Genomic DNA, 15,840 nt, shown 5'->3' with positions numbered 1-15,840 from the left:
TACTTCCTCCTCGAAGAGCCGTTGTCAGATGAGCTTCTGGCCGACCAGGTACTCGGCGACCTTGGTGCCGCCGTCGCCCTCGTCCTCGACCTTCTCGCCGGCGGTGCGCGGCGGCTTCGGCGCGGACTCGGTCACCGTGGACCACGCGTTGGCGAGACCGACCTCGCCCGCGTCGATGCCCAGGTCGGCGATGGTGAACGTCTCGACCGGCTTCTTCTTCGCGGCCATGATGCCCTTGAACGACGGGTAGCGCGGCTCGTTGATCTTCTCGCCGACGCTCACGATCGCGGGCAGGCTCGCCTCGAGGCGGGTGAGGCCGTCCTCGGTCTCGCGGGTGGCCTTGATCGTCGAGCCGTCGACGGTCAGCTCACGCACGTAGGTGACCTGCGGCAGGCCCAGCAGCTCGGCGAGGATCGCCGGGATGGCGCCACCGCGGCCGTCGGACGACTCGTTGCCGGCGATGACCAGGTCGAAGCCCTCGACCTTGCCGATCGCGGCGGCGAGCACCTTGGCGGTGGCGATCGCGTCGGAGCCGTGCAGCGCCTCGTCGGAGACGTGGATGGCCTTGTCGGCGCCCATGGACAGCGCCTTGCGGATGGCGTCGGTCGCGCGGTCGGGGCCCACCGAGATCACGGTGACCTCGCCCTCGCCGGCTTCCTTGATCTTCAGTGCTTCTTCGACGGCCTTCTCGTTGATCTCGTCGAGCACGGCGTCGGCGGATTCGCGGTCAAGGGTGTGGTCGGACCCGTTGAGCTTCCGCTCCGAGTAGGTGTCCGGTACCTGCTTGACCAGGACGACGATGTTGGTCATGGGTCTGCTTCGACCTCCCGGTTCGTGGCCCGCGGACGACCACGGGACAGTGCTCTACTGGCCGGTAGATTAGGACCAATTTTCGCGCTGGACCTGTCGAGGTGACGTCATTCACCTGGATGTGCAATTTAGTGGGACCATCGTCCCGGTAGTTGACCGGTTACCCCACCCGAACTGCCGTTCGTCCGATCGGACCAACCACGGCCTACTCGCGGTGGGTGTGAGGCATTAACCTCCCCCACCATGCCCGCGCGCATCGCCGTCATCACCGACTCGAGCTCCTGCCTGCCCGACCTCGTCGCTTCTCGCTGGGCCATCGGCGTCGTCCAGATCCAGCTCAGCCTGGGAAGTCACTACGACGACGAAAACCGCTTCGACCGCAAAGAAGTGATCGAGGCCATGAGAGCCGGGCAGGTGATCGCCACGGCGCCCCCGGACCCGGGGGCGTTCTTCTGGGCCTACCAGGAGGCAGCCACCGCGGGCGCGACCGCCATCGTCAGCATCCACATCTCCGGCCGCATGTCCGACACCGTCCGCGCGGCCCGGGAGGCCGCCCAGCAGGTCCGCATCCCGGTGCACGTCCTGGACAGCCGGACCACCGGCATGAGCCTCGGCTTCGCCGCCGTGTCGGCCGCGCGGGCCGCCGCGGCCGGCGCGGACGCCGACCGGGTCATCGAAGCCGCCGAACGCCGGTGCACCACGAGCACCGAGTTCATCTACGTCGACACCCTCGAGTACCTCCGCCGCGGCGGCCGGATCGGCGCCGCCCAGGCCATGCTCGGTAGCGCGTTTTCGATCAAACCGCTGCTCACGGTCAAAGACGGCGAGGTCGCGCCGCTCGCCCGGGTCCCCGGCACAAAGCGCGCCCTGGCGAAGATGGTCGACCTCGCGGTGAAGAAGTCCGGCGGGTTCCGCGCCGACATCGCCGTGACGCGGTTCGGCGCCAGCGATCACGAACTGGAGATCGGCAGGCAGATCGAACGCCGGGTGCCGGCGATGGTCGAGAGCATGGTCGTCGAAGCGAGCACGGTCATCGGCGCGCACCTCGGCCCCGGTGCGCTGGGCATCACGGTGTCGCCGGTCGGCTGACCCGCCGCGCCGGAACCAGCAAGACCACGAGCGGCAGCAGCACTCCCAGCCCGGTCGTCCCCACGATGAGGACCTGGTCGATCCGCTCGAAGTGCCCGACGTGGCCGAGGCGGTAGCGGAAGTGCGGGACGCCGAACAGCAGCGCCGAAACGGCCGCGAGCCGCGCCACGGCTGTGGTGGCGATCACGGCGGCCCCGATCAGCAGCGCCGCGAGCCCCAGGTTGAGCCCGCCGAAGTCGCGCAGGAGGTGCTCGTTGAACGGGCCGTCCATCGCCACCCAGCCGACGCGGAAGCCGGGAAAACCCTGGTAGAAGCCGGTCGGCGACACCAGTGGCCAGATTCCGGCCACGGCCTCGACCAAGCCGAAGACGACGAGCAGTACGCGGGTGATGGTCCGTTGCATGACCACGGAACGAGACGGCGGCGCCGGACGTGACACCGCTAGGGTCGCGGAGGTGACCACCCCAGCCACCCGGGCCGAGGCGCTGCACCTGACCGGCGAGCGGACCGTCCCCGGCATCGCCGAGGAGAACTACTGGTTCAGGCGCCACGAAGCCGCGTACGCCGCCCTGCTCCCCCACTGCGCGGACGCGATGGTCCTTGAAGCCGGCTGCGGCGAGGGCTACGGCGCGAGCCTCCTCGCCACGACGGCCCGCCGGGTGCTCGCGCTGGATTACGACATCCCGACCACCGAGCACGTCGCCCGTCGCTACCCCGAGGTCGCCGTCGCGCGGGCGAACCTGGCCTTCCTCCCGATCCGGGACGGCGCGGTCGACGTCGTGGCCAATTTCCAGGTCATCGAGCACCTGTGGGACCAGGCCGGGTTTCTCGCCGAGTGCCGGCGGGTGTTGTCGCCGAACGGCAAACTGCTGGTCACGACGCCGAACCGGCTGACTTTCACCCCGGACAGCGACACACCGCTGAACCCGTTCCACACGCGCGAGCTGGCGCCCTCCGAACTGGCCGGGTTGCTCACCGACGCCGGCTTCGCCGTCGAATCGCTGCACGGGCTGCACCACGGCCAGGCCGTGCGCGCCCTCGACGAGCGGTACGGCGGTTCGATCATCGACGCCCAGCTCGACGTGGTCATGGGCAAGCTGCCGGGCCAGGCCGAGTGGCCGGAAGCCCTGCTCGCCGACGTCGCCGCGATCGAGGCCACCGGGTTCGACATCCACGGCGAAGACCTGGACGCCAGCCTCGACCTGATCGCCGTGGCGGTGCGCCGATGAGCGAGGGGACCTTCTGCCTCGTCGTGCACAGCCACCTGCCGTGGCTACCGCACCACGGGAGCTGGCCGGTCGGCGAGGAATGGCTCTACCAGGCGTGGGCGCACTCCTACCTGCCGATGGTCGAGCTCTTGGAGCGCTTCGCCGACGAAGGCCGCCGCGACGTGCTGACGCTGGGCGTGACGCCGGTGCTGGCCGCACAGCTCGACGACCCGTACAGCATCCGCGCGTTCCACGACTGGCTCGGCCACTGGCAGCTGCGCGCCCAGCACGCGGCGACGCTGTGGCGCGGCGACCCGCTGCTGCGCGAGCTCGCCGCGGCCGAGCACCGGACCGCCGTCCGCGCGGCCGAAGAGCTCGGAACGCGGTGGCGGCACGGGTTCTCCCCGGTCCTGCGGTCCCTGGTCGACAATTCGACCATCGAGCTGCTCGGCGGCCCGCTCGCCCACCCGTTCCAGCCGCTGCTGGACCCGCGGGTGCGCGAGTTTGCGCTGAACGCCGGTCTCGCCGACACGGCCCTGCGGGTCGGGACGCGACCGGAGGGGATCTGGGCCCCCGAGTGCGGCTACGCGCCTGGTATGGAAAACGACTACGCGGCGGCGGGCGTGCGACGGTTCCTGGTCGACGGCCCCTCGCTGCGCGGCGAGACCTGGGCCGCCCGGCCGGTCGGCGGCACCGACGTCCTCGCGTTCGGCCGGGACCTCGAGGTCACCTACCGCGTCTGGTCGCCGAAGGCCGGCTACCCCGGGCACTCCGCCTACCGCGACTTCCACACCTGGCAGCACGAGGTCGGCCTCAAGGCGGCGCGGGTCACCGGCAAGACCGTCGAGCCGCAGGACAAGGCGCCCTACGACCCGGCGCTCGCCGCGGATGTGCTGGCGACGCACGTGAAGGACTTCGTCGAGACCGTCGTGACGCGCCTGCGGTCGCTGAAGCGGCAACACGGGCGTGAGGCGCTCGTGGTCGCCGCGTACGACACGGAGCTGTTCGGGCACTGGTGGCACGAAGGACCGGCGTGGCTGGAAGGCGTCCTGCGCGCGCTCCCCGAGGCCGGCGTGCGGGTGACGACCCTGGAGGGCGCGATGGAAGCCGGCCACGTCGGCGAGCCGATCGACCTGCCTTCGTCGTCGTGGGGCTCGGGCAAGGACTGGCGCGTCTGGGACGGCGAGCAGGTCAAGGACGTGGTCGCCGCCAACGCGGCGCTGCAGGACCGGCTGCTGGACCTGGTCGCCGGGCTGGACCGGACGGCCCGGGACACTGTCGCCGACCAGGCCGTCGCCGAGGCGATGCTGGCGCTGGAAAGCGACTGGGCGTTCATGGTCACCAAGGACTCGGCCGCGGACTACGCGCGCCGTCGTGCGGCGGTCCACACCGAGCGCTTCGACGCGCTGGCCGGGCTGCTGCGCCGCGGCGATCGCGCGCGCGCCGTCGAGCTCGCCGCCGCCTACCGCGCCGACGACGGACCGTTCGGGCACCTCGACGCCCGGGCACTGAAGCACGACTGAAAGGCACTTTCATGGGCATCCACGAAATTCCGCTCAAGACCCTCGACGGGCGGGACAGCTCGCTGGGCGAGTTCGCGGGCAAGGCGCTGCTCGTCGTCAACGTCGCGTCGAAGTGCGGCTTGACTCCGCAGTACTCCGGTCTCGAGCGGCTGCAGGAACAATTCGGCGAGCAGGGCTTCTCCGTCGTCGGGTTCCCGTGCAACCAGTTCGCCGGACAGGAACCGGGCAGCGCGGACGAGATCCAGACGTTCTGCTCCACGACCTACGGCGTCACGTTCCCGCTGTTCGAGAAGATCGACGTCAACGGCGAAGGCCGCCACCCGCTCTACGCCGAGCTGACCGAGACCGCCGACGCCGATGGCGCGGCGGGCGACGTCCAGTGGAACTTCGAGAAGTTCCTCATCGGCGCCGACGGCGAGGTCCTGGCGCGGTTCCGGCCGCGCACCGAGCCCGAGGACGAGGCGGTCGTGAAGGCCATCGAGGCGGCACTGCCGGCTTGATGCCACGGTGCGGACCGGCGGTGGTCGAAATCAGGACGAGCCCGCTTCGATCACCGCTCGCACGCACTTCGCGACCACCGCCGGGTCCACCTTGACCACACGACGGTCATAGGTGAGCAAGCCGTTGACCTCGTTTTCCACGTCCGTCGTCTGGGTGTAGACGGCTCCGGACAAGCCGCGTTCGGCCACCACTCGCTCGAGGGCGGCGCTCACCTCGGCGTAGCGCTCGGTGAGCCGCTCCGGCGTCGGCGTCATCTCGTACGCGTTCGGCGGGCCGGGCCAGCAGTGGTCGTCCAAAACCAGACCGAGGCCGCCGTACTCGCCGTCGACGATCGCACGCCCGTCGCGCACCGACGGCGAACCCGGGCCCACGTACGTGTGGTCGTCGTAGACGTCGCCCGCGCCGCTGTCCGGCCGCGAAAAACAGCAGTTGACGCCGCTGTTCGCGATCACCAGCCGCGTCGGGTCGAGGGCTTTGACCGATTCCGCGACACGGGCCGTGTCGAACTCGCCCCAGCCCTCGTTGAACGGGACCCAGCCGACGATCGACGGGACCGCTCGCAGCTGCGTCACCATTTCGGCCAGCTCCGCCTCGAACCGCTCGCGGGCCCGCGGGACCGGATCCGGCGCGATCCCCGGCGGCCCGTCGAACGACACCGTCAGCGACGGCATGTCCTGCCAGACGAGCAAGCCCAGCGTGTCGGCCCAGTAGTACCAGCGGGCGGGCTCGACCTTGACGTGTTTGCGGACGAAGTTGAAGCCCAGCTCTTTTGTCTTTTCGAGGTCGAATCGCAAGGCGTCGTCGGTGGGCGCGGTCGAGATGCCGTCCGGCCAGTAGCCCTGGTCGAGCGGTCCGTGCAGAAAAGTGAGCTGGCCGTTGAGCGCGATCCGCGGCCGGCCTTGCGGGTCCGAGACCAGGCCGATCGTCCGGAGGCCGGCGTAGCTGCCGATCTCGTCCGAAATCGAACCATGCCCGTCGAGCAGCTGGACCCGCAGCGAGTAGAGGTGCGGGTCGTCCGGCGTCCAGAGGCGCGGCGAAGGAACGTCCACGCGCACCGACGTCCCGGCCGCACCCGACGCCCGCGCCACCTCGATGCCGTTTGCCGAAAGCACGACAACGACCTCGGCGCCGCCGGTGACCTGCGGGAACACCGTCACGCCGGTCAAGTCGGGAGTCAGGTCCAGCCGTTCGATCCTGATCTCGGGGACCGGCTCCAGCCACACCGTTTGCCAGATTCCGGACGACGGGGTGTAGCAGATCCCGCCGGGTGCGTTGCGCTGCTTGCCGACCGGGAAGGGTTCGATGTCGGTGCGGTCCTCGGCACGGACGGTCAGCTCCTGCGGTCCCGAAGCCCGCAGGACGTCGGTGACGTCCGCGCTGAACGCCGTGTACCCGCCTTCGTGGGTCGCGACGAGCTGGTTGTTGACCCAGACCTTCGCGGTCTGGTCGACCGCGCCGAAGTGCAGGAGGACGCGTGCGCCGTTCCAGTCGGACGGGACTTCGAAAAGACGCCGGTACCAGAGGACTTCGTCGCGTCGCCGAATTCCGGACAACGCCGATTCCGGCGGGAACGGGACCAGGATGCGCTCGGCGTAGCCGGACGGCCGTGGTTCATCCGGCGACGACGGCCAGCCCGCGTACTCCCAGACGCCGTTGAGGTTCAGCCAGCGAGGCCGGGTCAGCTGGGGCCGCGGATACTCGGGCAGGGCGTTGTCCGGAGCGACATCGCCGCTCCACGGGGTCGGCAGGGGCGGGTCGAGCCGGCGCCAGCCGAGGTCCTTGTCAGGAGTCATCCCGGTCGATGGTGGCAGAGATCTTGACCGTCGCCAGTGATCGAGATCACATGTGAACACTTCGCCAGCACGGGCGCGTCGAGGCCTACTGACTCGCGAGTAACCTCTGCGCATGCGAGTGCTGATGCTGTCCTGGGAGTACCCGCCCGTGGCCATCGGGGGCCTGGCCCGGCACGTCCACGCGCTCGCTACCCACCTCACCCGCCAGGGCCACGAGGTCGTCGTGCTCTGCCGGCACGCCGCGGGCACCGACGCCGGGACGCACCCGCGCACCGACCGCGTCGTCGAGGGCGTGCGGGTCATCCGGGTCGCCGAAGACCCGATGCACGTGACGTTCGAACGGGACCTCGTCGCCTGGACGCTGGCCATGGGGCACGCCATGATCCGCGCCGCGCAGGACCTGCTGCGCACCTGGCAGCCCGACGTCGTCCACGCGCACGACTGGCTGGTCGCCCACCCGGCCATCGCGATCGCCGAGGCGGCGCGGGTGCCGCTGGTCGGCACGATCCACGCAACCGAGGCGGGGCGGCACTCCGGTTGGCTGTCGCACCCGCTGAACCAGCAGGTCCACTCGGTCGAATGGTGGCTCGCGAACCGCGCCGACGCGCTGATCACCTGCTCGCAGGCGATGCGCCGCGAGGTCGCGTACCTCTTCGAGGTCGAGGCGGCCGACGTCACGGTGATCCACAACGGCATCGAGGAACGCGGCTGGCAGGTGCCCGCGGACGAGATCGCCCGCGCCCGCGAGGTCTACAGCCCGGCCGGCGCGCCGCTGTTGCTCTATTTCGGACGACTCGAGTGGGAGAAGGGCGTGCAGGACCTGCTGGCCGCGCTCCCCCGCATCCGGCGCCGCCACCCGGGCACCCGCGTGGTCGTTGCCGGAAAAGGACGACACTTCGACGAGCTGGTCGAGCAGTCGCGCAAGCTGCGGGTGCGGCGCGCGGTCGACTTCGTCGGGCACCTCTCCGACCGCGACCTCCGCGCGGCGCTGGCCGCGGCCGACGCCGTCGTGCTGCCGAGCCGGTACGAGCCGTTCGGCATCGTCGCACTGGAGGCCGCGGCCGCGAAGGCACCGCTGGTGGCGTCGACGGCCGGCGGGCTCGGCGAGGTCGTCGTCCACGGTGAGACCGGGCTGGCGTTCAGTCCCGGGGATGTCGCCGCACTGGCCTCCGCGGTGACAACGGTGCTCTCCGACGCCGAGGCCGCGGCCGAGCGGGCCCGGGCCGCGCAGTCCCGGCTGGCCGCGGACTTCGACTGGGGCCGCATCGCCGAAGCGACCGCCGAGGTCTACCGGCGGGCGAAGCCGGGCGAACCGGTCGAGCTGCCCCGGCCCAAGATCGCCACCGGCAACGCTTTCGAACCGGTGCCGGCCGAGATCCCGGAAGTCTAGGCAGCCGCCCGCTCAGAACCGGCAGGGCCGGACGCAGGCCGGACCGGCCGAAACGGTCGTGGTCGTGATTCCGTCCACGGCGAACGAGAGCGAAAACACGACGAAGAGAGTGGCGGCGGCAGCTCTGAACCTGCTGGTCATGGGGACTCCTCGGGAAACGGCGGCGCGATCGGCGCCTCGCAGCGAGCATCCGCGCCGCCTCCCGGGGAAACAATAAGCGGAACAGCAGGGGCCGGTACGTATTCGCCTTCCGTGATCGGTTCGTCCGGTTCACCGGATTCCGGTCAGCAGCCGGGCCCGGACCCGTTCGCGCAGCGGGCCGTGCGGGGCGACCGCCGTCCGGATGCGCTCGGTGAACGCCGGCCTCACGGCCGGGGCGGGCAGCTGCTCCGGGCTCATGGCCGAAAAACCGCCACCGGCCAATTCGTCGGCGGTCAGCAGCGCGGAATACTCGACGACCGTCGAGCTCACGGCGTACCCAGCGGCTTCGAGGGCCCTCGCGTACCGCTCCTGGCTCGCGTCGTCCGTGCCGCAGGTCGTGGTCCATCCAGTGCAACGCCTGCGCGACCGCCCTCGGGCCAGGCGCCCCGGCCCGAAGGCGGCCGTCAAGGCGCCGACATCGGAATCGGCGCCGAACAGCCAGCCGACGTTCCGCTCCGCCGTCGCCAGCCGGGCCTGCGCCAGCATCGCCGGTTCCGGGTCCATGCCCAGCACAGCCCGGACACGGGGCCCGGGTGAGCCGGCTGGTGCCACAGCCGAGGTCGACGATGACGTCGTCCCGGGTCAGTGCGAACAGCGTGGCAAGCCCGTCCGCCACCTCGGGCGGGTAGCCGCGGCGGAACCGCTGGTAGTACTCGCTCACTTCGCCGCCGAACGCCGATGTCGTCATGTCCGGAGGCTGCCCCGCCATGACCGGCGAGCGGGCCCAGTTCCGCTCAGGGCGTCACAGTCGGGTCTCAGCCGCAACCCGCTGGCCTGCACAAACGCCTTTACGACACGAACCTAACACCGCGAGGTCACCATGAAGATCCTCTTCCTCACCGCAGCCGGCCTGTTCGCACTCACCCCGGCAGCCGCCGCGCAGACCACCACACCGCCACCGCTGCCCACCTGGCTGAGACTGTCCGCCTCCAGTGGACATGCCGGCGAAAAGGTCTCCCTCACTGTCGCGTGCGAAGGCGAAGCGAGCCCGGTGACGACCAGGGCCCTGCGCGTCACCGTGCCGTTGGACCGCAACGCCGAGGGCCACCAGCCGTGGGCGTTTTTCGGCGAGAGCGTCGTCGCCGCCGTCGCGCCCGGCACGTATCCGGTCTCCGTCCGCTGCGCGGGGAAACCCCTGACCGCGCACTTCACGGTCCTGGCGGCGCAGCCCCGGCCCGGCCAGGTGAAGGTCCTCCCCCACGGCGCTCCCCGGACCGGGGACGGCTCGGCCGCCTAGAAGACCGGCAACAGGACGCCGTGCTCCGATTCCGGTCGCGGGCCGAAGATGCGGCGGTCGGCTTCGGCGATCGGGACGTCGTTGATGCTCGCTTCGCGGCGGCGCATCAGGCCTTCGTCGCTGAACTCCCACAGCTCGTTGCCGTAGCTGCGGAACCACTGGCCCTCGGCGGTCCGGGACTCGTACTGGAACCGGACGCCGATGCGGTTGCCGCGAAAACCCCACAGCTCCTTGCGCAGGGCGTAGTCCAGCTCGCGCGCCCATTTCTCGGTGAGGAACTCGACGATCCGCGCGCGTCCGACGACGTGCCGGTCGCGATTGCGCCAGACCGAATCCTCCGTGTACGCGAGCGAGACGCGCTCGGGGTCGCGGGTGTTCCACGCGTCTTCGGCGGCCTGGACCTTCTGCCGGGCGGCGTCTTCATCGAAGGGCGGGAACGGCGGGCGCGGGGTCATGACAGCTCCTTCCGAACGCGGAGAACGTGCGTTCTCCACTGCTCCCGTTAGACTAGAGAACGATCATTCTCAGCGCCAGGGGCAGGTGACATGGATTCCACGGAGGCGACCGACCGGCTGCTGGAGGCCGCCGAGGACCTCTTCTACGCCCGCGGCGTGCAAGCGGTCGGGATGGACGCCGTCCGCGAACGCTCCGGCGTCTCGCTCAAGCGGCTCTACCAGTGCTTCCCGGCGAAGAACGACCTCGTCGAGGCGTACCTGCTTCGCCGCGACGAACGCTGGCGCGGCTCGTTGCGCGATTTCGTCCACGCCCGCGGCGACGACCCCCTGGCCGTGTTCGCCTGGCTGAAGAACTGGTTCGCCGAGCCAGGGTTCCGCGGCTGCGCGTTCATCAACTCCTTCGGTGAGTTCGGCGAGCCCACCCCCGGCATCGCCGCCGCGATCCGCAAGCACAAGGACGAGGTCCGCGCCTATCTGCGCGGCCTCGTGCCCGACCGGAGCCTCGCCGACCAGCTGTTCTCGCTCATGGAGGGTGCGACCGTCCTCGCCGCCATCACCGGCGATCCCCGCGAAGCGGAGACGGCCGGCGAGGCGGCGAAGGTCCTGCTGGCCGCTCAGGGGTAGAGCGTCAGCCCCGGATCGAGCGCCACCTCCGCCAGCTGGGCGAGGTCCAGGGGCGGCGACGGCATGTCCGGCGCATCGCCCTGCTTCGCGTCCCGGGCGGTGTTCTGGGCCTCGACGAGGACGCCGGTGCCGTCGGACTTGGTGACGTTCACCCGGTTGGCCGTCGGGCCACCCGGCAGGGTCCACGTCTCCTCGACGATCGTTTCGCCGTGCGGTCCGGTCCGGCGGTGGCACGAGCCCTGCGTGTCGTCGGGTGCCTGCCCGCACTCGGTCGCCGGGGTGGCTGCCCGGCGACGCCGCCGGGCTGGTCCGCGCCGGGCGGCTCGACGAGCAGCTGTTCAACGTCACCGGCCTGCTGCGCCAGGGCTACGACGACGCCCACACGCCGCACGTGCCGCTGCTGGTCCGGCAGGCGGGCCCGGCGGTCGCCACCCGGACCGGCGTGGCCGCCCGGCCGTCCGCGCCGGCCGGCCGCAGCACGCTGCCGGTGGTGTCCGCCGGGGCCGGCACCCCGGAGGACCTGGCCGGGATCGACGCGCACGGCAAGCTCGCGGTCATCCGGCTGCCACAGGGCACGCAGATCAGCGAGGCCTACCAGCGGCTCGCGAACGTCGAGCACGCCGGGGCGAAGCTCGCCGTGGTCTCCCTGTCGGGCGACGCTGCCGCAGCCACGGTGCTCGGCGGCGGCGCCCCGGCGCTGACCATGCCGACGATCTGGAGCGGGGTGTCGGTGACCGGACGGCGGCTGGCGGAACTGGCGGCGAAGGGCGGGGCTTCGGCGACGCCGGCCAGCCGCCCGTCGCCGAATTTCCGCTACGAACTCGGCGACGGCGTCGAGCGGGCCGTGACGGCCGCCCGCGTGCAGCGGCCGAAGACGCGTGACCTCGCCGAGGTGCGCACCGCTGACCACGACAACGTCCCCTCGACCATCCGTTACGTCGCCGGGCACGAGTTCTTCGGCCGGATGGTCGGCTACGGCTACACCGAACCCGTGGCCGACCGGCAGGAACGCACCGAGTACTACTCCCCCGGCCGGTGGGAGTCGACGTGGACCGCCGGTTACCTCGGGGAGCTGACGGAGAACCTCGACCTCGCTGCGGGCCGCAAGTACCAGCTCGCCTGGAACAAGGCCGTGGCGGGCCCGTCGTTGCGCGGGCTGACCGTAACCCACTCCGGCGAGCAGCCGCGGCCGTGGGCGTGGCGCAAGGACGGCGTCTTCGACATGGGGTTGCCGATGTTCGGCGATGCCGCCGGACGGCCGCGCATGCCCGAGTCGTTCGTCGGGGACACCGGTTCGGTGAGTCTCTCGAAGGACGGCGTCGCGATTCCCGTGTCACCGGACGAGCCGGGAGTGGCCCGGATCCCGGTGCCGGACGCCGACGGCGCGTACCGGCTCACCGCGGACGTCCACCGGCACGCCGGCTGGTGGCCACTGTGGACGGACGTGTCGGCGGAGTGGGGCTTCCGCTCGTCGGCGGCCGCGGACGGCCGGGCGCTGCCGCTGCTCACCGTCCGGTTCGACCCGGCGGTCGACCTGCGAAACCGCGCGCCGGGCGGGCGGGTCGTCACGTTCCCGGCGTTCGTCGAGCGGCAAGGCAGCGGGACGGGAAGCAAGCTCGTCGTCGAAACGTCCACGGACAAAGGTCGCACCTGGCAGCCCGCGGCGGCCCTGCGGACCGGTGAGCACTGGACGGTCGTGGTGCGGAACCCGGCGAGCGGGTTCGTCTCGCTGCGGGCGAGCGCGTCGGACGACGGCGGGAACACCGTGCGGCAGACGGTGATCCGGGCCTACGCGGTGAGCTGACGCGGAAATGAACCGGTCCGGTGACGGGGAGCCGCCGTCACCGGACCGGTCCGGACCACACCATCCCAATCAGTGTGGATCCGGCTTCCCCTCGTCAGGTAGGGGAAGCCGGGCCCCTGCTACCGGGCGTCCGTGAGGTACCGCGCGTAGGCACCCGTGGTGAGGAAGCTGGGCAGCTTCTCGCCCAGCGCGGTTTCGGTGAAGATCTCGTACGCGTCGTCGAGGCGGTTGCCGGTGCCGAGTTCAGCGCGGACCGACGCGAGTTCGTCGTCCAGGAATTCGACCGCCAGTTCGCGGGTCAGCGCCGTGCCGTCCTCGAGCTTCGTGCCGTTGCGGATCCACTGCCAGATCTGGCAGCGCGCGATCTCCGCGGTGGCCGCGTCCTCCATGAGGTGGTGGATCGCCGCCGCGCCGGTGCCGCGCAGCCACGCGTCGACGTAGCGCAGCGCGACGTTGATGTTCGCGCGCACGCCCGCCTCGGTGACCTCGCCGCCGGCGCTGGCCACGTCGAGCAGGTCCTCGGCGGTGACGTGGACGTCTTCGCGCAGCTTGCCGAGTTGGTTGGGCCAGCCGCCGAGCACGCCGTCGAAGACCTCGCGGCAGACCGGGACCAGGCCGGGGTGCGCGACCCAGGAGCCGTCGAAACCGTCACCGGCCTCGCGTTCCTTGTCCGCGCGGACCTTCTCGATCGCGGTCGCGTTGATCTCCGGGTCCTTGCTCGGGATGAACGCGGCCATGCCGCCGATGGCGTGCGCGCGGCGCCGGTGGCAGGTGCGCACCAGCAGCTCGGTGTAGGCCCGCATGAACGGCACGGTCATCGTCACCTGCGCGCGGTCCGGCAGGACGAAGTCGGCGCCGTGCGCGGCAAAGTTCTTGATCATGCTGAAGATGTAGTCCCATCGGCCGGCGTTCAACCCCGCGGCGTGCTCGCGCAGCTCGTAGAGGATTTCGTCCATCTCGAACGCGGCGGTGATCGTCTCGATCAGCACGGTCGCGCGGATGGTGCCGCGCGGGATGCCGAGCTCGCGCTGCGCCAGCAGGAAGACGTCGTTCCACAGGCGCGCTTCGAGGTGGTTTTCCAGCTTCGGCAGGTAGAAGTACGGGCCCACGCCGCGGGCCACCAGCTGGCGCGCGTTGTGGAAGACGAACAGGCCGAAGTCGACCAGGCTCGCCGAGACCGGGCGGCCGTCGATGCGGATGTGCTTCTCCACCAGGTGCCAGCCGCGGGGCCGCGCGACGATCGTTGCGGGCTCGTCGCCGATCGTGTAGCGCTTACCCGCATCCGTGGTGAAGTCGATGTTGCGGCGGATGGCGTCGTAGAGGTTGAGCTGGCCGTCGATGACGTTGTGCCACGTCGGCGACGTCGCGTCCTCGAAGTCCGCCAGCCAGACCTTGGCGCCGGAGTTCAGCGCGTTGACCGTCATCTTGCGGTCGGTCGGGCCGGTGATCTCGACGCGGCGGTCCTCGAGGCCCGGCGCGGTCGGAGCCACGTGCCACGACTCGTCGTCGCGGATCGACCGGGTCTCGGGCAGGAAGCCGAGCGGCTTCTCCCCGGACTGCAGTTCTTCGCGCCGCACGCGGCGGGCGTCGAGCAGCTCGCGCCGGCGTCCGGCGAACGTGTTGTCCAGCTTGGCCAGGAAGTCGAGTGCCGCCGGGGTCAGGATCTCCGCGAACCGGCCCTCGACCGGGCCGGTGACCTCGATGCGGTAGTTCAGCCGATCAACCATGGGGTGCCTCCGCGAGCTGTGGGCAGGGAAGGGAAGAGGGGGAAGGTCGCGGCCCGGCAGCGGAGGGGGTTGCCGCCGCCGGGCCGCGGCCGGGATCAGTGGAACTGGGCTTCTTCGGTGGAGCCCTTGAGCGCGGTGGTCGAGCTCTCCGGGTTCAGCGCCGTCGCGACGTTGTCGAAGTAGCCGGTGCCGACCTCGCGCTGGTGCTTGGTCGCGGTGTAGCCGCGGCTCTCCGACGCGAACTCGCGCTCCTGCAGGTCGACGTAGGCGGTCATGCCCTCGCGGGCGTAGCCGTGCGCCAGGTCGAACATCGAGTAGTTCAGCGCGTGGAAGCCGGCCAGCGTGATGAACTGGAACTTGTAGCCCATGTGGCCGAGCTCGCGCTGGAACTTCGCGATCGTCGCGTCGTCCAGGTGCTTCTTCCAGTTGAACGACGGCGAGCAGTTGTAGGCCAGCATCTGGTCCGGGAACTTCGCCTTGATGGCCTCGGCATACTTGCGCGCCACCTCGAGGTCCGGCTCGGAGGTCTCCATCCAGAGCAGGTCGGCGTACTGGGCGTAGGCCAGGCCGCGCTCGATGCAGGGCTCGATGCCGTTGGTGACCTCGTAGAAGCCCTCGGCGGTGCGGCCGCCGGTGAGGAACTGCCGGTCGCGCTCGTCGACGTCGCTGGTCAGCAGCGTCGCGGCCTGCGCGTCGGTGCGGGCGACGACCAAGGTCGGCACGTTCAGCACGTCGGACGCGAGGCGGGCGGCGTTCAGCGTGCGCTCGTGCTGCTTGGTCGGGATGAGGACCTTGCCGCCGAGGTGACCACACTTCTTCTCGGACGCGAGCTGGTCCTCCCAGTGCACACCCGCGGCGCCGGCGGCGATCATGCCCTTCATCAGCTCGAACGCGTTGAGCGGGCCACCGAAGCCGGCCTCGGCGTCGGCGACGATCGGGGCGTACCAGTCGATGTCGGTGTTGCCTTCGGCCCAGTTGATCTGGTCGGCGCGGCCCAGCGCGTTGTTGATGCGGCGGACCACGGCCGGCACCGAGTTGGCCGGGTAGAGGCTCTGGTCGGGGTAGGTCTGGCCGGACAGGTTGGCGTCGGCCGCGACCTGCCAGCCGGACAGGTAGATCGCCTGCAGGCCGGCGCGGACCTGCTGGACGGCCTGGTTGCCGGTGAGCGCCCCGAGCGCGTGGATGTAGTCCTCGGTGTGCAGCAGGTCCCACAGCTTCTCCGCCCCGCGGCGGGCCAGGGTGTGCTCCTCGACGACGCTGCCGCGCAGCTTGATCACGTCTTCGGCCGAGTAGGAGCGCTGCACGCCCGCCCAGCGGGGGTCGTTCGCCCACTGCGCCGCCAGCTCCGCGGCCGCCTGCTTGGCCTGTTCCGTCATCGGATCTCCCGGTGTTGCGAAGTTTGCGATTGCTCGCCTTGCTTGGCCTGACCCTGACACGCCAGCGAAAACGAGGTCCAGTTGTCCAATTTGCCAATTTGT

The 15,840-nt window shown here is 70.7% G+C and carries 17 protein-coding genes; 8 read left to right on the top strand and 9 right to left on the bottom strand.

Annotation, left to right across the window (positions count from 1 at the left end):
* Nucleotides 1-24: 24 nt before the first annotated feature.
* A complete protein-coding gene (locus ISP_RS08895; protein WP_013223550.1) occupies nucleotides 25-810 on the bottom strand; it encodes an electron transfer flavoprotein subunit beta/FixA family protein in 786 nt (261 codons plus the stop codon).
* A gap of 243 nt (nucleotides 811-1,053) precedes the next feature.
* Between ISP_RS08895 and ISP_RS08890 the strand changes: the two genes are divergently transcribed.
* Nucleotides 1,054-1,899 carry a DegV family protein gene (locus tag ISP_RS08890; protein ID WP_013223549.1) on the top strand — a complete coding sequence of 282 codons (846 nt, stop codon included), beginning with the start codon at nucleotides 1,054-1,056 and terminating at the stop codon, nucleotides 1,897-1,899.
* Here ISP_RS08890 and ISP_RS08885 read toward each other — a convergent pair.
* Nucleotides 1,877-2,302, bottom strand: a complete 426-nt coding sequence (locus ISP_RS08885; protein WP_014466698.1) for a hypothetical protein — start codon at nucleotides 2,300-2,302, stop codon at nucleotides 1,877-1,879. The genes ISP_RS08890 and ISP_RS08885 overlap by 23 nt on opposite strands.
* 52 nt (nucleotides 2,303-2,354) lie before the next feature.
* Between ISP_RS08885 and ISP_RS08880 the strand changes: the two genes are divergently transcribed.
* The 3 genes from ISP_RS08880 to ISP_RS08870 are packed head-to-tail and all read left to right on the top strand — an operon-like array spanning nucleotide 2,355 to nucleotide 5,130.
* Complete coding sequence (locus tag ISP_RS08880) at nucleotides 2,355-3,128, top strand: class I SAM-dependent methyltransferase (protein WP_014466697.1); 774 nt, start codon at nucleotides 2,355-2,357, stop codon at nucleotides 3,126-3,128.
* Nucleotides 3,125-4,630 (top strand): 1,4-alpha-glucan branching protein domain-containing protein, encoded by a 1,506-nt coding sequence (locus tag ISP_RS08875; protein ID WP_013223546.1) that lies wholly within the window; start codon nucleotides 3,125-3,127, stop codon nucleotides 4,628-4,630. The genes ISP_RS08880 and ISP_RS08875 overlap by 4 nt, the downstream gene beginning before the upstream one ends.
* An 11-nt stretch (nucleotides 4,631-4,641) precedes the next feature.
* A complete protein-coding gene (locus ISP_RS08870) occupies nucleotides 4,642-5,130 on the top strand; it encodes a glutathione peroxidase (protein ID WP_013223545.1) in 489 nt (162 codons plus the stop codon).
* Between the two features lie 30 nt (nucleotides 5,131-5,160).
* Here ISP_RS08870 and ISP_RS08865 read toward each other — a convergent pair whose 3' ends face one another.
* Nucleotides 5,161-6,924 (bottom strand): glycoside hydrolase family 2 protein, encoded by a 1,764-nt coding sequence (locus tag ISP_RS08865; protein WP_013223544.1) that lies wholly within the window; start codon nucleotides 6,922-6,924, stop codon nucleotides 5,161-5,163.
* 112 nt (nucleotides 6,925-7,036) lie between these two features.
* Here ISP_RS08865 and ISP_RS08860 point away from each other — a divergent pair, with 112 nt between their 5' ends.
* Complete coding sequence (locus tag ISP_RS08860) at nucleotides 7,037-8,314, top strand: glycosyltransferase family 4 protein (RefSeq protein ID WP_013223543.1); 1,278 nt, start codon at nucleotides 7,037-7,039, stop codon at nucleotides 8,312-8,314.
* A gap of 12 nt (nucleotides 8,315-8,326) precedes the next feature.
* Here the strand turns inward: ISP_RS08860 and ISP_RS08855 are convergent, their stop codons facing one another.
* Both ISP_RS08855 and ISP_RS08850 read right to left on the bottom strand, forming a co-directional pair.
* Nucleotides 8,327-8,455, bottom strand: coding sequence for a hypothetical protein (locus tag ISP_RS08855; RefSeq protein ID WP_014466695.1), 129 nt, complete (start codon nucleotides 8,453-8,455; stop codon nucleotides 8,327-8,329).
* A gap of 129 nt (nucleotides 8,456-8,584) precedes the next feature.
* Nucleotides 8,585-9,019, bottom strand: a complete 435-nt coding sequence (locus ISP_RS08850; protein ID WP_230468743.1) for a hypothetical protein — start codon at nucleotides 9,017-9,019, stop codon at nucleotides 8,585-8,587.
* Nucleotides 9,020-9,335: 316 nt separating this feature from the next.
* On the opposite strand from ISP_RS08850, the gene ISP_RS08845 reads away from it, so the two are divergent.
* A complete protein-coding gene (locus ISP_RS08845) occupies nucleotides 9,336-9,752 on the top strand; it encodes a hypothetical protein (protein WP_013223541.1) in 417 nt (138 codons plus the stop codon).
* On the opposite strand, the gene ISP_RS08840 is transcribed toward ISP_RS08845, so the two are convergent.
* Nucleotides 9,749-10,207, bottom strand: a complete 459-nt coding sequence (locus ISP_RS08840; RefSeq protein WP_013223540.1) for a nuclear transport factor 2 family protein — start codon at nucleotides 10,205-10,207, stop codon at nucleotides 9,749-9,751. The two genes, ISP_RS08845 and ISP_RS08840, sit on opposite strands and share 4 nt — an antisense overlap.
* 90 nt (nucleotides 10,208-10,297) lie before the next feature.
* Here ISP_RS08840 and ISP_RS08835 point away from each other — a divergent pair, with 90 nt between their 5' ends.
* Complete coding sequence (locus ISP_RS08835) at nucleotides 10,298-10,831, top strand: TetR/AcrR family transcriptional regulator (RefSeq protein WP_013223539.1); 534 nt, start codon at nucleotides 10,298-10,300, stop codon at nucleotides 10,829-10,831.
* Here the strand turns inward: ISP_RS08835 and ISP_RS08830 are convergent.
* Nucleotides 10,822-10,983: a hypothetical protein gene (locus ISP_RS08830; RefSeq protein ID WP_014466694.1), complete on the bottom strand. Its 162-nt coding sequence runs from the start codon at nucleotides 10,981-10,983 to the stop codon at nucleotides 10,822-10,824. The genes ISP_RS08835 and ISP_RS08830 overlap by 10 nt on opposite strands.
* Before the next feature lie 101 nt (nucleotides 10,984-11,084).
* On the opposite strand from ISP_RS08830, the gene ISP_RS08825 reads away from it, so the two are divergent.
* Nucleotides 11,085-12,635, top strand: coding sequence for a protease-associated domain-containing protein (locus ISP_RS08825; RefSeq protein WP_013223538.1), 1,551 nt, complete (start codon nucleotides 11,085-11,087; stop codon nucleotides 12,633-12,635).
* A 119-nt stretch (nucleotides 12,636-12,754) separates the two neighbouring features.
* Here ISP_RS08825 and aceB read toward each other — a convergent pair whose 3' ends face one another.
* Nucleotides 12,755-14,362 carry a malate synthase A gene (gene aceB / locus ISP_RS08820; protein WP_013223537.1) on the bottom strand — a complete coding sequence of 536 codons (1,608 nt, stop codon included), beginning with the start codon at nucleotides 14,360-14,362 and terminating at the stop codon, nucleotides 12,755-12,757.
* A gap of 95 nt (nucleotides 14,363-14,457) precedes the next feature.
* Nucleotides 14,458-15,738, bottom strand: a complete 1,281-nt coding sequence (gene aceA / locus ISP_RS08815) for an isocitrate lyase (protein ID WP_013223536.1) — start codon at nucleotides 15,736-15,738, stop codon at nucleotides 14,458-14,460.
* Between the last annotated feature and the right edge of the window lie 102 nt (nucleotides 15,739-15,840).

The organism is Amycolatopsis mediterranei, assembly GCF_026017845.1.
Classification (GTDB): Bacteria; Actinomycetota; Actinomycetes; order Mycobacteriales; family Pseudonocardiaceae; genus Amycolatopsis; species Amycolatopsis mediterranei.
This window is presented reverse-complemented; position numbering and strand designations above follow the sequence as displayed.

Bases quoted from the DNA above. Each gene is read 5' to 3' on its own strand.
- aceA (WP_013223536.1), bottom strand. From the start codon at position 15,738: ATGACGGAACAGGCCAAGCAGGCGGCCGCGGAGCTGGCGGCGCAGTGG.
- aceB (WP_013223537.1), bottom strand. From the start codon at position 14,362: ATGGTTGATCGGCTGAACTACCGCATCGAGGTCACCGGCCCGGTCGAG.
- ISP_RS08860 (WP_013223543.1), top strand. From the start codon at position 7,037: ATGCGAGTGCTGATGCTGTCCTGGGAGTACCCGCCCGTGGCCATCGGG.
- ISP_RS08885 (WP_014466698.1), bottom strand. From the start codon at position 2,302: ATGCAACGGACCATCACCCGCGTACTGCTCGTCGTCTTCGGCTTGGTC.
- ISP_RS08865 (WP_013223544.1), bottom strand. From the start codon at position 6,924: ATGACTCCTGACAAGGACCTCGGCTGGCGCCGGCTCGACCCGCCCCTG.
- ISP_RS08895 (WP_013223550.1), bottom strand. From the start codon at position 810: ATGACCAACATCGTCGTCCTGGTCAAGCAGGTACCGGACACCTACTCG.
- ISP_RS08845 (WP_013223541.1), top strand. From the start codon at position 9,336: ATGAAGATCCTCTTCCTCACCGCAGCCGGCCTGTTCGCACTCACCCCG.
- ISP_RS08850 (WP_230468743.1), bottom strand. From the start codon at position 9,019: ATGGACCCGGAACCGGCGATGCTGGCGCAGGCCCGGCTGGCGACGGCG.
- ISP_RS08855 (WP_014466695.1), bottom strand. From the start codon at position 8,455: ATGACCAGCAGGTTCAGAGCTGCCGCCGCCACTCTCTTCGTCGTGTTT.
- ISP_RS08875 (WP_013223546.1), top strand. From the start codon at position 3,125: ATGAGCGAGGGGACCTTCTGCCTCGTCGTGCACAGCCACCTGCCGTGG.
- ISP_RS08840 (WP_013223540.1), bottom strand. From the start codon at position 10,207: ATGACCCCGCGCCCGCCGTTCCCGCCCTTCGATGAAGACGCCGCCCGG.
- ISP_RS08835 (WP_013223539.1), top strand. From the start codon at position 10,298: ATGGATTCCACGGAGGCGACCGACCGGCTGCTGGAGGCCGCCGAGGAC.
- ISP_RS08870 (WP_013223545.1), top strand. From the start codon at position 4,642: ATGGGCATCCACGAAATTCCGCTCAAGACCCTCGACGGGCGGGACAGC.
- ISP_RS08890 (WP_013223549.1), top strand. From the start codon at position 1,054: ATGCCCGCGCGCATCGCCGTCATCACCGACTCGAGCTCCTGCCTGCCC.